The 13983-nt window shown below is 34.4% G+C and carries 9 protein-coding genes; 5 read left to right on the top strand and 4 right to left on the bottom strand.

Going from position 1 to position 13983, the window contains the following annotated elements; genetic code table 11:
- Window positions 1-64 precede the first annotated feature (64 nt).
- Complete coding sequence (locus tag CDH49_RS06150; protein ID WP_100614901.1) at window positions 65-4504, bottom strand: translocation/assembly module TamB domain-containing protein; 4440 nt, start codon at window positions 4502-4504, stop codon at window positions 65-67.
- A 273-nt stretch (window positions 4505-4777) separates the two neighbouring features.
- On the opposite strand from CDH49_RS06150, the gene tsaD reads away from it, so the two are divergent.
- The 5 genes from tsaD to CDH49_RS06175 all read left to right on the top strand — a co-directional run bounded on the left by tsaD (window position 4778) and on the right by CDH49_RS06175 (window position 9728).
- Window positions 4778-5800 (top strand): tRNA (adenosine(37)-N6)-threonylcarbamoyltransferase complex transferase subunit TsaD, encoded by a 1023-nt coding sequence (gene tsaD, locus CDH49_RS06155; RefSeq protein ID WP_100614577.1) that lies wholly within the window; start codon window positions 4778-4780, stop codon window positions 5798-5800.
- Between the two features lie 69 nt (window positions 5801-5869).
- Window positions 5870-6574, top strand: coding sequence for a 16S rRNA (uracil(1498)-N(3))-methyltransferase (locus CDH49_RS06160; protein WP_100614578.1), 705 nt, complete (start codon window positions 5870-5872; stop codon window positions 6572-6574).
- Between the two features lie 104 nt (window positions 6575-6678).
- Window positions 6679-7329: a DUF4159 domain-containing protein gene (locus tag CDH49_RS06165; protein ID WP_100614579.1), complete on the top strand. Its 651-nt coding sequence runs from the start codon at window positions 6679-6681 to the stop codon at window positions 7327-7329.
- Between the two features lie 127 nt (window positions 7330-7456).
- Window positions 7457-8545: an AI-2E family transporter gene (locus CDH49_RS06170; protein ID WP_100614580.1), complete on the top strand. Its 1089-nt coding sequence runs from the start codon at window positions 7457-7459 to the stop codon at window positions 8543-8545.
- Window positions 8546-8552: 7 nt separating this feature from the next.
- On the top strand, window positions 8553-9728 hold the full coding sequence (locus CDH49_RS06175; RefSeq protein WP_100614581.1) for a class I SAM-dependent methyltransferase: 1176 nt from the start codon (window positions 8553-8555) through the stop codon (window positions 9726-9728).
- Window positions 9729-9925: 197 nt separating this feature from the next.
- Here CDH49_RS06175 and acs read toward each other — a convergent pair whose 3' ends face one another.
- Genes acs through CDH49_RS06190 form a run of 3 tightly spaced genes read right to left on the bottom strand, consistent with a single transcriptional unit; the run spans window position 9926 to window position 13871 of the window.
- Entirely contained in the window at window positions 9926-11833 is a 1908-nt protein-coding gene (acs, locus tag CDH49_RS06180; RefSeq protein ID WP_100614582.1) for an acetate--CoA ligase, read from the bottom strand.
- A 60-nt stretch (window positions 11834-11893) separates the two neighbouring features.
- A complete protein-coding gene (locus CDH49_RS06185) occupies window positions 11894-13594 on the bottom strand; it encodes a sodium:solute symporter family protein (RefSeq protein ID WP_100614902.1) in 1701 nt (566 codons plus the stop codon).
- A 19-nt stretch (window positions 13595-13613) separates the two neighbouring features.
- The gene (locus CDH49_RS06190) at window positions 13614-13871 is read right to left on the bottom strand and encodes a DUF4212 domain-containing protein (RefSeq protein WP_100614583.1); all 258 of its coding nucleotides are present in this window, start codon (window positions 13869-13871) and stop codon (window positions 13614-13616) included.
- Window positions 13872-13983 lie beyond the last annotated feature (112 nt).

Consider the following 13983-nt stretch of genomic DNA (forward strand, 5'->3'; position numbering starts at 1 on the left):
CGTTTTAGTTAATAAAAAACATGAAATTTTAATTTTTATAAAAAAAATGGCTTTTTTTATAAAATTATTCATCTTTTTTCTTTGTAGACTTTTGTGTAATAAAACCAGGAAATGCATTTGCTTCATCATCTTCTTCATAGCCATCTTCATCTACTTCGGGGTCTTGCTGAGGTATAATTTCTTGAGGACTTTCTTCTTCCTGAGGTAGAATTTCTGGAGTTTCTTCCTTTCTGAATAAACTTCTTATTAATTCCCTAAACGTATCAAAATCCACACTGTAAGTAAGTCCTACGCCTTGCGTATAACCAATTTGTTCTCCAAAATTTTGGATACTGTTTTCCCTATTAAATACATTGGCTGTGAGCGTACCATCTTCATTCAAAAGAAAATTAATTTCAACATTTCCAGCTACCACTGTTTCATTGGCTCCAGAACCTCCAACAGGCACCCCTACTTTACCATTTATAAGTACGCGATCGCTAATTTTTGTTTGCAACTTTAAATCGACTCTACTATCAGTTCTGTAATCGGGTCTGTTGGTGCCTACTTCATAATTTATACCTACATTTAAGTTCCCGTCTCCATTTGTAAAAAAGCTATTAATAATGCCATTAAGCCTTTCGGCAATAGTACCAGAAAAATTAAGTTCGCTAATGCCTCTGGAAAAAGAACCTGTTGATAATAAATAAAGTGCTTGGTTTTGTTTATCCTCTTCAGATTCCAATCGGTATTGTAACTCTGATTTTATAGCCGAGTTCACATTTGGGAATTCAAACTGGTAAACCGGCACAGGTTGCTCCAATTGTCCTGTTAAATTAATATTTAAATCTACTGGTATGGTTCTGTTAATTGGATTGTCTAGTAAAGGAGATGGATTGGTTTCCGTTCTATAAACAGCCGATATATTAATATTCGCTTTTAATGGGTCACCATTCCATGCAATAGTTCCACCTGGTTTTACTATAAATTCCTTTCTTATTAAGCCGCCATAAGCAAAATTATACACCCCTCTAAACACTGAAAAATCCCCCCACATATTAAACTTCCCATTGGTGTTAATTTCTAAAAGTATGTTACCATTACCTTTTCCTCTTAAAGCATGCCCAGTTTCTTGGTTAATTATGAGTTCCACTTCTGCATCTTCAGTGATATCCAAATCGAAATCTAACTCAAGTCCATAAACATCATTTAAAACCAAATTGATGCCTTTCTGTTTCGCTACTTTTTCTTCTTTTGTTATAAAATGTATGAACGAATTATCTCCAAAGGATTCTGTATTATTTAAAGGAATTTTAAATACGGTTCCTGCTTTGGTTTCTCCTACTACTTCTATGGACAGTTGGTCTGTTGGCCCCTTAATGGTCGCTGTACCCCCAATAAAGCCCGTGCCATAATAAGCGGATTCATCTGTTAATTCAGTATCCAATACCAACAACCTAGGTGTACTAAGTTTCAAATCGAGAGCCCATTTTGAAAAATTTGTATGGCTCAAACTTCCATTTAATTGCCCTTTTGAGTTAAACTTAGTATCGGTTAATGGAATGTTGTTAAAAATGAAGCTTTGGTTTTTTAAGGTTACAGTAGATTTATCTGCAAAACTGTAATCTACATTCAGATATGGTATGGCAAAACCAGATTTGTTTAATATCAGATTTCCATTAATATCCGGTTGCTTTAAATTTCCATTAAGATTAACATCTCCTGTAACACTTCCCCTGATATTGCTCAATACATCTTGGAGCAAGGGATTTAATGGTTTGAGTGCAAAATCATTTAAAGTAATACTTACATCTATATCAGGTTCTCGCCCCATAACACTTATATCCCCTTGGGCCCTAAACGATTTTTTGATATCGTCTTTAATAGTTACATCAACAATATAATTTGTAAGGTTTTCATTTCCGGTAATACTAGCATCAAACGATCCCAATTCAAAATCATTAACCTTAAAATCATCTATAACAATAGTGGAGTTTGGTAGATAATTGCCATTTTTTTGTAACAGATCCAACTTACCATTGACATTTCCTGCTAGGGACAAACTATCTATGTCTGGAGTAATTTTAGAAAGATCTACATTTTTAAAATCAAGTTTTAAATCTTTTTGGGTAGAGTCTTTTATGAATCCAGAAAGGCTTAATTCTTGATTTTCATGGTTTATAAATAATCTATCTATGTTAAAGTAGGTAAAGCTCTTATTAAATGTGACTTTGTTAAATCTATCTTGCTTTTCGTTTATAGCCCATTTTGTATCCTTTATGGTAATATCAGACGTTTTAAAACCCACAACAGATTGTTTTTCTTCGTTAATGGTGTGATAAAAACTTAAATTGTAACTATCATTATTTTGTTTACCGCCTTTGAATTCAGCTCGCATAAACAACGTGTCACGAAGCGTTACATTAATTAAATTGAGTTTAGAGACATTGTAGTATTTAGTATTTATACTATCAACTTCTATGTATGTATTAAAAAGCGGATTACTATTATCGATTTGTAGCTCAATATTATTTGCAAAATAATCGTACACCTTTATTTCAGGAGATTTAAAGGTTACCCTAAATTTTTCTTCGTCTGTTTCAACCCTTCCTCTTATGTATGTGTTCTTACCAACTTCAATTTCTGGATAAAACACCTCTATAATTTTATTATAAATTTTAAAATTGAAATCAACATGTTGGTTATTTTCAACTTTAAAAGGAATAAAGTTTGTGTATATATGACCTAACGAATTTTGTATTAATTTAGGTAAATCCTTAAACACAAAATTACCATTCAAATTACCTTCAATAATATCGGGTGAGTTAATTTCAACAAAATGAACCGTATTTTCAAATCGTGATGTGATATCAAATTTATCAAAAAAATAGGTGTCGTTTTGGTTTTTATAAGAGGTATTACTGAATGAAATTTTGCCATAGGCATTATCTAAAGTGCTGCCATTTACATTCATTTTAACATCACTTCTTAAAACGGATATACTGTCCTGCTTCATGAAGTTTAATACATATAAATTGGCATAGGCAATGTTGGCCTCAAAATCATATTTGTTTTCTTTTTCAGAAAAATCTACAAGTCCGTTAAAATTTAGTTTTAAATTTTCATCATTTGAAACAAGATTCCCATCAAATATTTTGTTTCTAACATTTCCTTCTACTTTTATGGATGTATAATTGTAATCGTTATATTCTATTTCAAAAACATTACCAATAACTTGCGTATTAATTGTTTCAGTAACAAATCCTTTTCCTTTAACATCTACATTTAAAGACGCTAACCCAATTTTTGGGTCATTTAAAAATAATCCAAAATCAAAATTCTCAAAAGCTACATTGCCTTTATAAATGGCATTATCGATATCATCTATTTTATTTATTTCTAATTTAGAATCAAGAAAACCTAAATCGGTATCTATTTGAATATTGGCATTAACGGTTGAAGATGTTACCTCTGTTTGGCCTGCTATGGTAAATTTTCCAAGGTTATCAAAAGAACTAGGAATGGAAGACCCTAAAACATTAGGCAATAATGCCTTGAGGTCTTTATATGTTGAAGTAAGATTTATAAAATCCCCTTTCATGTAAAAATTATCTGTTTCTTTATTAAACAGGTTCTTAAAGTTTATATTTCCATAAACCTTACTGTTATTGTTTGTATTTAGTTCTAAATTACTTATCTGTAAGTCATTTAAAGTCCCAGTTAAATCAACATCAAAAGTTGCATATTGATTTTTTCCAAATTCGTTGTAAAAAATATTTAGCTCGTCAAATAAAATGGTAGAATCCTTAAAATCTGCTATGATATTTACTTTGTCCGTAAACTCTTTAAAGTCTTTCCTATCATAAGCAAATTGTAAATACCCTTTTAAAACAGAATGAGGCGTTTTAATATCTAAATTGGAAAAAATCATATCGGTTAAGGAGTATGAAAAATTTGTCATCATATTTTTCATTTCAAAACCTCTACTATCTTTAAATGCCAATGTATTTATTCTAGTGCTAACCTCACTTCCATTAATTAAAAAATTGGTTGCATTGATATTTAAATTTTTAAATTCCAGTAATTTGGGAGATTCCTTGTTTTCATCTGTCATTCTAAAAACCCCGTTGTTTATGGTAACATCACTAGAAGACATTAAAAAAGTATTCTCTTGAACTTTTGGGTTATCATCCTCAAACTTGGCGACAAAAACATCTAAATTGGTTTCATTTTCGCCAATGTAGGTTGTAATATTAAATACTAAATCCACAATATCTATGTCGCCAAAAGCCAATTTGCCATTAATCAAATTCCTTACGCTTAAAATAGATGTGTTTAATTCGGCGATACTAATAAGCGTGCCTTCTTTATAATCTTGAACATAAACTTGCTTAAGCTCTACATCGCCATTAAATTGCAATCCTACCCTTCCAATATTGATATTGGTGCCCAACTCATCGTTTAGACGGTTTGTGGCATATCTACCAAGTTTGGTTTGAACAGCGGGAATAGATAATATTAACACCAAAATGATGAATATAAGCAGTACAACACCTACTATTTTTGATGCTATTTTTAAAACTTTTTTGATACGTTGAGAGGTTTTTATTTTATTAAGAATGAACTACATTTCCTTAGCAAACACTCATTTAATATAATCGTCTAAGGTAAACTACTTAAACAATTTTTACACATTCATTAAAAAAATAAATGAGTAGTTTTGCATTTACGAACAATTGAAAGCATCAGACTTTTAATTATTTTTCAAAATTAACAATTATTGTGCCTAATTTTAACTATGGCTTCACAAAATATTTATATACTGGGAATTGAGTCTTCTTGTGATGATACAGCGGCTTCTGTTATACATAACGGACATATCTTAAGTAATGTTATTGCCAACCAAAAAATACATGAAGAGTTTGGTGGTGTAGTGCCAGAATTGGCATCTAGAGCGCATCAACAGAATATTGTTCCTGTAGTAGCTCAGGCTCTTAAAAAAGCAAATATTACTAAAGACCAACTTAATGCCATTGCGTTTACAAGGGGTCCCGGACTTATGGGCTCGCTCTTGGTAGGAACCTCTTTTGCCAAATCGTTAGCATACGGGTTGGATATTCCACTTATTGATGTGAATCACATGCAGGGTCATATTTTGGCGCATTTTATAGATGAAGATGGTTATAATAAACCGCCATTTCCGTTTTTGGCGATGACAATCTCTGGTGGCCATACGCAAATCGTGAAAGTGAACCATTATTTTGACATGGAAGTGATTGGCGAAACCATTGATGATGCCGTGGGTGAAGCGTTTGATAAAAGTGGAAAAATACTGGGCTTGGGTTATCCTGCCGGACCTGAAATTGATAAAAAAGCGCAATTGGGCAATCCGAAAGCATTTTCTTTTACCAAACCAAAAGTAGATGGTTTAAATTTTAGTTTTTCGGGCTTAAAAACAGGGATTCTGTATTTTATCCAAAATGAAACCAAAACCAATCCTAATTTTATAACTGAAAACATCAATGATATTTGTGCCTCCATACAATACACCATTATTGGTATTTTAATTGACAAATTAAAACTTGCCGTTAAGGAAACAGGCATTACCCATATCGCCATTGGCGGTGGTGTGTCGGCCAACTCAGGCATTAGAAAAGCGTTGAAAGATGGTGAACAAAAATTCGGGTGGACAACTTATATACCTAAATTTGAATTCACGACCGATAATGCTGCCATGATTGCCATTGTTGGATATTTAAAATATTTGGATAATGATTTTGCAGAACAGAATGTAGCAGCTTCGGCAAGGTTGAAGATTTGAAGCCCTGCCCAACCCTCCCTTGGGGAAGGAGTTTTTCATCAAATAACTTTTAATTTTTAACTCAGCAACATGCAGCTTTTTTATAATCCAGATATTACTGAAAATACAAGTGGATTTTCTTTTTCTAAAGAAGAGAGCGGTCATATTGTAAAAGTGTTGCGTAAAAACATGGGAGATACGCTGCACATTACGAATGGTGATGGTTGGCTATTTACTGCCGAAATTACACTTGCCGATATAAAAAAATGTTTGGTTAAAATAGTTGATAAATCGGTTCAGCCTAAAAAAAATTATCAGTTGCATTTAGCAGTTGCACCAACTAAAATGAACGATCGCTACGAATGGTTTTTGGAAAAAGCGACCGAAATCGGCATTGATACCATTACCCCTATTATTTGTGATCACAGCGAACGGAAAATCATAAAAACAGAACGTTTTGAAAAAATCGTACAATCTGCCATGAAACAATCCTTAAGCTGTTATTTGCCAAAACTTAATGAACCCATTTTATTTAAAGACTTTATCCATCAGGATTTTACGGGCGACTTATTCATTGCCCATTGTGAGGAAACTGATAAAAAATCTTTGAAAAATGAAATAAAACCGAATTCGAATACCACTATTTTAATCGGACCCGAAGGCGATTTTAGCGTTAAAGAAATTAAAATGGCAACGGAGAATAAATTTATTCCCTTAACTTTGGGAGACACCAGATTACGTACAGAAACCGCAGCCATTGTTGCTTGTCATTCTGTTGCTTTTATAAATGGGTAATATAAAACACCAATGATAAAAACATTAATACACACGAGGATGATTATTGAGGGTGTTGCTCCCGATAGCTATCGGGATGACCGAAATTTAAATAATATAAACAGATGAAAAAAACGTCATTACTTTTGTCTTTTATCTTTTGTCTATTATCTTTCATCTCCTTTTCACAAGACATTGCGGTCCTCAAATACAAAGGTGGCGGAGATTGGTATTCTAACCCAACCGCTTTAAAAAATTTAATTGCTTATTGCAACTCGAACATCAATACTAAAATAGACCCCAAACCACAAGAAGTGGAAGTGGGTAGCCAAGATATTTTTCAATATCCTTTTTTGCATATGACGGGGCACGGCAACGTCTTTTTTAGTGAAACCGATGCCGAAAATTTACATAATTATTTAGTCTCTGGAGGGTTTTTACATATTGATGACAATTATGGGATGGAGCCCTACATCACCAAGGAACTTAAAAAAGTGTTTCCTGATAAAGATTTAGTGGAGCTACCTTCCAATCACGGTGTTTTTAATACAGTTTACAAATTTCCTGAAGGCTTACCAAAAATCCATGAACATGATGGTAAACGTCCGCAAGCATTTGGTATGTTTCATGAAGACCGATTGGTATTATTGTTCACTTTAGAAAGCGATTTAGGCGATGGCTGGGAAGACCCCGATGTACATAACGACCCCGCCGATGTTAGAGAAAAAGCCCTTAAAATGGGTGCCAATATTGTGAAATATGCGTTTGAAAATTGAATTGATTACGATTTTAGATTTACGCACAAATCATCAACCGGTCTAGGAACAAAGCAATCTGCCTACTTTTAGTTCATGATATGACTTCACTACGTTCGCAATGACAACAAATTATTATATTTACTAAATGAATTCAAAAATAATAGCAAGCGGTATTTTAAGGGCACTGTCCATTATTATTGGAGTTGCTATATTGCTTTTTTTCCTTTACGAAATACGCTCCGTTTTGGCTTATTTGGCTATTGCCGCCGTTATTTCCCTAATAGGAAGACCCATTGTATTGTTTTTAAGAAGACGCTTCAAGTTTAAAAATACGATTGCCGTTATCGTAACCATGGCATTGTTAATCGCTGTTTTTCTAGGCATCATGAGCTTGTTTATACCCTTGGTTATTGAACAAATTCATAACTTATCATTATTAAATATCGAGGAACTTCAAAGGAATCTAGAGGATTTATACATACAAATCATTAATTATTTCCAATTGAATGATTTAGATGTTAAACAATCTTTTAATGACTATGATCTATTTTCGAAAATTGATTATTCAATAATTCCTGCTTTTTTTAATTCCATTATTAATGGCTTTGGTAATTTTACCGTTGGTTTTTTCTCTGTATTATTCATCTCCTTTTTCTTTTTAAAAGACAGCCAGCTTTTTGAAAATGGTATTCTTATGTTCATTCCAGATAGCAAAGAAAGTCGGTGGAAAAACTCATCAACCAAAATAAAGGATTTGCTATCCAGATATTTTAACGGCCTTATTTTACAGATGGTCATTCTGTTTATTCTTTATATGATTGTTTTGGTTGTTTTCGGGATTAAGAACGCCATCATCATTGCTTTTTTATGTGCCTTGCTTAATTTAATTCCGTATGTGGGGCCATTAATAAGTCTTGTTTTAATTATCATTTTAACTATGACCAGCAATTTGGGAGCAAGTTTTAGTGAGGTTATTTTCCCAAAGACCATGTATGTTGTCATTGGCTGTTTAATAGCACAATTTATAGACAATAATTTCAGCCAACCCATTATTTTTTCAAAAAGCGTTAAATCGCATCCGTTGGAAATATTTCTAATCATAATCATTGCAGGTATTCTTTTTGGTATTATTGGTATGATGGTAGCGGTACCAGGTTACACGGCGATTAAAGTGATTTTAAAAGAGTTTTTATCAGAAAATAAAATTGTAAAAAAACTCACTAAAGACCTTTAGCTTTACTTTGAATTCATCTATTTTAAATACTGAAATACAGAATTTTATAAATAATAATTTACATTCTAATATTTCAGAAATAGTATTGAAAGGAACTGCTTTTGATGCTGTTACTACAAAAGAACTTATCGAACAAATTGAAGCAAAAGTTAAGTGTGAAAAGAAGATCCCGACTTGGTTCAACACCCTACATATTTATTACCCCAATAAATTAAATATCGAACAAACTTCCTCTGAAACAACAGCCGCCTATAAAGCTAGTTTGATGGGTGGAAAAACCATCTTAGATTTAACTGGCGGTTTTGGTGTGGATTGTTATTATTTCTCAAAACGATTTGATTCGGTGACACATTGTGAGATTGATAAAAACCTATCGGAAATCGTTGCCTATAATTACAAACAACTTCAAATTTCGAATATTAAAATCGTAAATGATGATGGTTTAGAATATTTGAAGACCGATGAAACATTTGATTGGATTTACATAGACCCATCCAGACGGCACGACAGCAAAGGCAAAGTGTTCTTTTTAAATGATTGTTTACCAAATATTCCAATGCATTTGAATTTGCTTTTCAAACAATCAAAAAACATCATGATTAAAACATCACCGTTGCTTGATCTATCGATCGGTATTGGTGAATTGCAGCATGTTAAAACCATTCATGTTGTTGCTGTTAATAATGAAGTAAAAGAATTGCTTTGGATTTTAGAGCGTGGTTTTCAAGATGAAGTAAGCATTAAAACTGTCAATCTCAAACAAGAGCAAGACGACTATTTTGAATTCCAACTAAAAAATGAAAAGTCTGTAGAATCCACATACGGCAAACCACTCACCTATTTATACGAACCCAACGCCGCTATATTAAAAGCTGGGGCTTTCAACACTATTTCAGACCAATTAACAGTTTTTAAACTTCATAAGCATTCGCATTTATATACCAGTGAATTGCTGATTCCGTTTCCGGGAAGATGTTTTAGAGTCGAAAACATAATCCCTTATAACAAAAAAGAACTAAAACAATTGGCAATCACCAAAGCCAACATCACCATCAGAAATTTTCCTGAAACAGTAGAGCAAATAAGGAAAAAACTAAACATAAAAGATGGTGGCGAAGTTTATTTGTTTTTTACGACAGATGTTGAAAACAACAAAATTGTTATTATCTGTAACAAACTGTAAATAAATCATATTACTAACTCTTATACAATTTGAAACTTTTAATGTCTTTTAATGTCAGTTCGAGTGATTCCCCATAAGCGAATTGTATCGAGAACTTTCTATAATTAAAAATTTGATTCTCGATACAAATTTAACACATGAAAAATGTGTGAAATTCACTCGAATTGACAAATTTTTATCAAAAGAGCCTTATCTTATCACAAAGCATTATCAATAATCTCCTGAACAACTTCTGGATTTAACAACGTGCTCGTATCCCCTAAATTAGAGAGGTCCTTGCAAGCTATTTTACGCAAAATACGACGCATGATTTTTCCCGAACGTGTTTTTGGTAACCCGCTTGTAAACTGAATTTTATCCAATTTGGCAATCGGTCCAATGTGTTCTGATATGATTTGGTTGATTTCTTTGCGAACATTTTCATGCACGCGTGATTCACCGGTGTCCTTTAAAATAACAAAACCATACAAGGCGTAGCCTTTAATATCATGTGGAAAACCAACAATAGCAGATTCCGAAACGGCAGGATGTTCGTTAATAGCATCCTCGATGGGCGCGGTTCCTAAATTATGGCCAGAAACTATAATCACATCATCTACTCGACCGGTAATTCTATAATAGCCTACTTCATCACGCAGGGCACCGTCACCAGTAAAATATTTGTTTTCAAAAGCAGAAAAATAGGTATCCCTATAACGCTCATGATCGCCCCAAATGGTACGAGCCATACTTGGCCATGGAAACTTAATACACAATCGGCCCTCAACCTGATTCCCCTTCAACTCCACTCCTTTATCATCCATCAATGCAGGTTGAATTCCCGGAAAGGGCAATGTCGCGTACGTTGGTTTGGTTGGTGTAACGAACGGTATGGGAGATATCATAATACCACCCGTTTCGGTTTGCCACCACGTATCAACAATCGGACTGTTTTTTTTGCCAATATTGTCATTATACCAATGCCAAGCTTCTTCGTTAATGGGCTCACCCACAGATCCTAATACTTTAAGCGAGGTTAAATCGTAAGTATCAACTAAATCCGTTCCTTGTTTTGCTAAAGCACGAATCGCTGTAGGCGCGGTATAAAATTGGGTCACTTTATGCTTTTCTATCACTTTCCAAAAGCGTCCGAAATCCGGATAATGTGGCACCCCTTCAAACATAATGGTTGTGGCGCCGTTGGCTAAAGGCCCATAAACAATATAGCTGTGACCAGTAATCCAACCAATATCCGCCGTACACCAATAAATATCACCATCCCTATATTGAAACACATTCTTAAAAGTATAAGCGGTGAACACCATGTAACCCGCCGTGGTATGCACCATGCCTTTTGGTTTCCCCGTAGAACCTGAGGTGTACAAAATAAACAACGGATCTTCAGCATCCATGATTTCTGCTTTACAAACGGCAGAGGCATCATTCAACAAAGGCTGTAGCCATTTGTCACGGCCCGCTTTCATGTTTATGCTGGAATGGATTCTTTTGGCGACCAATACGGTTTTAACGGATGGGCAATTTTCCAAAGCATCATCCACAATACCTTTTAAATCAATGGATTTTTCGCCACGGTAGGAACCATCGCTCGTTATGACCATGTTACAGTCAGAATCATTGATTCTGGTTGATAACGCTGTCGCGGAAAACCCTGCGAATACCACAGAGTGAATAGCCCCAATTCTAGCGCAAGCCAAAACCGAAATCGCCAATTCTGGAATCATTGGTAAATAAATACAGATCCTATCCCCTTTTTTGATGCCTTCAGCCTTTAATACATTGGCAAATTTATTGACACGTTCATGTAACTGATTATAAGTGATGTGTTCTGCTGGCTCATCAGGACTATTAGGTTCAAAAATAATGGCCGTTTTATCACCACGAGTGGCTAAATGCCTGTCGATGCAATTTTCTGTAATATTTAATTTAGCACCTTCAAACCATTTGACTTCAGGTTTACTGAAATCCCAACTTAGCACATGATCCCATTTTTTTTGCCACATAAAATGTTCTTCAGCAACTTCTTCCCAAAAATTTTCAGGTTCCCTTACAGACTTTCTATAAACTTGATAATATTCTTCTAAGTGTTTTATATGGTAATTACTCATTTTAATTACTGTTGATTCGTTTATTCGTTTATTCGTTGATTTGTTTAAGTGATGTATTGTTTAATGTCCCGTAGCCTTTGTCGCGCCACTTGGAATCCTGATTTTTTCAACCATTGCCTGTACATTCTTAGGCGGTTCTGGTGTAAATTTCATAATGGTAATAGACACGATAAAATTTAAAATCATGGCAATGGTTCCAAAACCTTCAGGCGATATGCCAAACCACCATTCGCTTTTATCTGGAAGTACCTCGTCAAACCATCCTAATTTATATTTCATCATATAAAATAGCATGGAAACGATACCAACCACCATACCTGCAATAGCGCCTTCTTTATTCATTCTTTTATAAAAAATACCTAAAATAATGGCTGGAAAAAATGATGCCGCAGCCAAACCAAAAGCTAAAGCTACTACTGCTGCTACAAATCCGGGCGGATTAATACCAAAATAACCTGCCACACAAACAGCACCTACAGCTGATAAACGTGCTGCTACTAATTCTCCTTTTTCAGAAATTTTAGGGTTGATTATTTTTTTGATTAAATCGTGTGATACCGAAGATGAAATTACCAATAACAACCCTGCAGCTGTTGAAAGTGCTGCTGCCAAACCACCTGCCGCCACCAAGGCAATCACCCAATTAGGTAATTTAGCAATTTCTGGATTGGCAAGCACCATAATATCATTATCAACTGTTAATTCGTTTTGGTCTTTATTGGCAACATATTGAATAAGACCATCACTATTTTTATCATCAAATATTATCAAACCTGTTTTTTCCCATTTTTTGAACCATTCTGGCACATTAGCGTATTCTTTATTGGAAACCGTTTCAATCAAATTGGTTCTCGCAAAAACAGATACAGCTGGAGCCGTTGTGTACAAAATAACAATCAGTAATAAAGCAATACCAGCCGATTTACGCGCATCTTTAACATTCTTCACTGTAAAAAAGCGCACAATAACGTGTGGTAAACCTGCTGTACCGACCATCAAAGCTAAGGTGATGGCAAACACATCGATGACCGATTTTGAACCTTGTGTGTATTCAGCAAACCCAAGTTCTGTACTCAATCCGTCTAATTTATCAAGTAAATAGGTACCAGACCCATCAGACAAGGTACTTCCAAAGCCTAATTGCGGAATTGGGTTGCCAGTCATTTGAAGGGAAATGAAAATCGCAGGCACCATAAAGGCAAAAATCAATACACAATATTGTGCCACTTGAGTATAAGTAATCCCCTTCATTCCTCCTAAAACTGCATAAAACAATACGATGAGCATTCCTAAAATAACCCCTGTATTGATATCGACTTCCAAAAAGCGAGAAAAAACGATACCTACACCACGCATCTGCCCCGCAACATACGTGAACGATACGATAAGTGCACAAAAAACAGCCACAATACGTGCGGTATTGGAATAATAGCGATCGCCAATAAAATCTGGCACTGTAAATTTTCCAAACTTCCTTAAATATGGTGCTAACAATAAGGCTAAAAGCACATAACCTCCTGTCCATCCCATCAAATAAACGGCACCATCATAGCCTGCAAAACTAATAATACCTGCCATCGATATAAAAGATGCGGCACTCATCCAATCCGCCGCCGTTGCCATGCCATTAGCTAATGGTGATACACCGCCACCAGCTACATAAAACTCTCTGGTAGAGCCTGCTCTGGACCAAATAGCGATTCCTATATATAATGCAAATGTTAGTCCAACTAAAATATAAGTCCAATTCTGAACGCTTATGGCTTCTAATAAAAGTAAACTAATCTTCATATCCGTATTTTTTATCAAGTTTATTCATAATACGAACATACACGAAAATTAAAACTACAAACACATACATGGAACCTTGTTGCGCAAACCAAAATCCGAGCTTGAAACCTCCTATTTTTATAGAGTCCAAGGCTTCTTTAAATAAAATTCCGGCACCATAAGACACCAGAAACCATATGGTTAGTAAAATAAAAAGATACTTAATGTTTTCCTTCCAATAGGCGGTTGCCTTTTCTTGTTTAGTCATATTCTAGTTTAGTTTAGCCCACTAATATATAAATTAAATTGGTTACAGAGAACGTGATGTTCTTTAGTTAAAAACAATCAATTATTTATAAAGTATGATACTTGCTAAAAAT

The sequence above is a fragment of the Confluentibacter citreus genome (assembly GCF_002807055.1).
Classification (GTDB): Bacteria; Bacteroidota; Bacteroidia; order Flavobacteriales; family Flavobacteriaceae; genus Confluentibacter; species Confluentibacter citreus.

Excerpts from the sequence above, each read along its gene's own strand:
- tsaD (WP_100614577.1), top strand. The coding sequence starts at position 4,778 with ATGGCTTCACAAAATATTTATATACTGGGAATTGAGTCTTCTTGTGAT.
- CDH49_RS06160 (WP_100614578.1), top strand. The coding sequence starts at position 5,870 with ATGCAGCTTTTTTATAATCCAGATATTACTGAAAATACAAGTGGATTT.
- CDH49_RS06165 (WP_100614579.1), top strand. The coding sequence starts at position 6,679 with ATGAAAAAAACGTCATTACTTTTGTCTTTTATCTTTTGTCTATTATCT.
- CDH49_RS06170 (WP_100614580.1), top strand. The coding sequence starts at position 7,457 with ATGAATTCAAAAATAATAGCAAGCGGTATTTTAAGGGCACTGTCCATT.
- acs (WP_100614582.1), bottom strand. The coding sequence starts at position 11,833 with ATGAGTAATTACCATATAAAACACTTAGAAGAATATTATCAAGTTTAT.
- CDH49_RS06190 (WP_100614583.1), bottom strand. The coding sequence starts at position 13,871 with ATGACTAAACAAGAAAAGGCAACCGCCTATTGGAAGGAAAACATTAAG.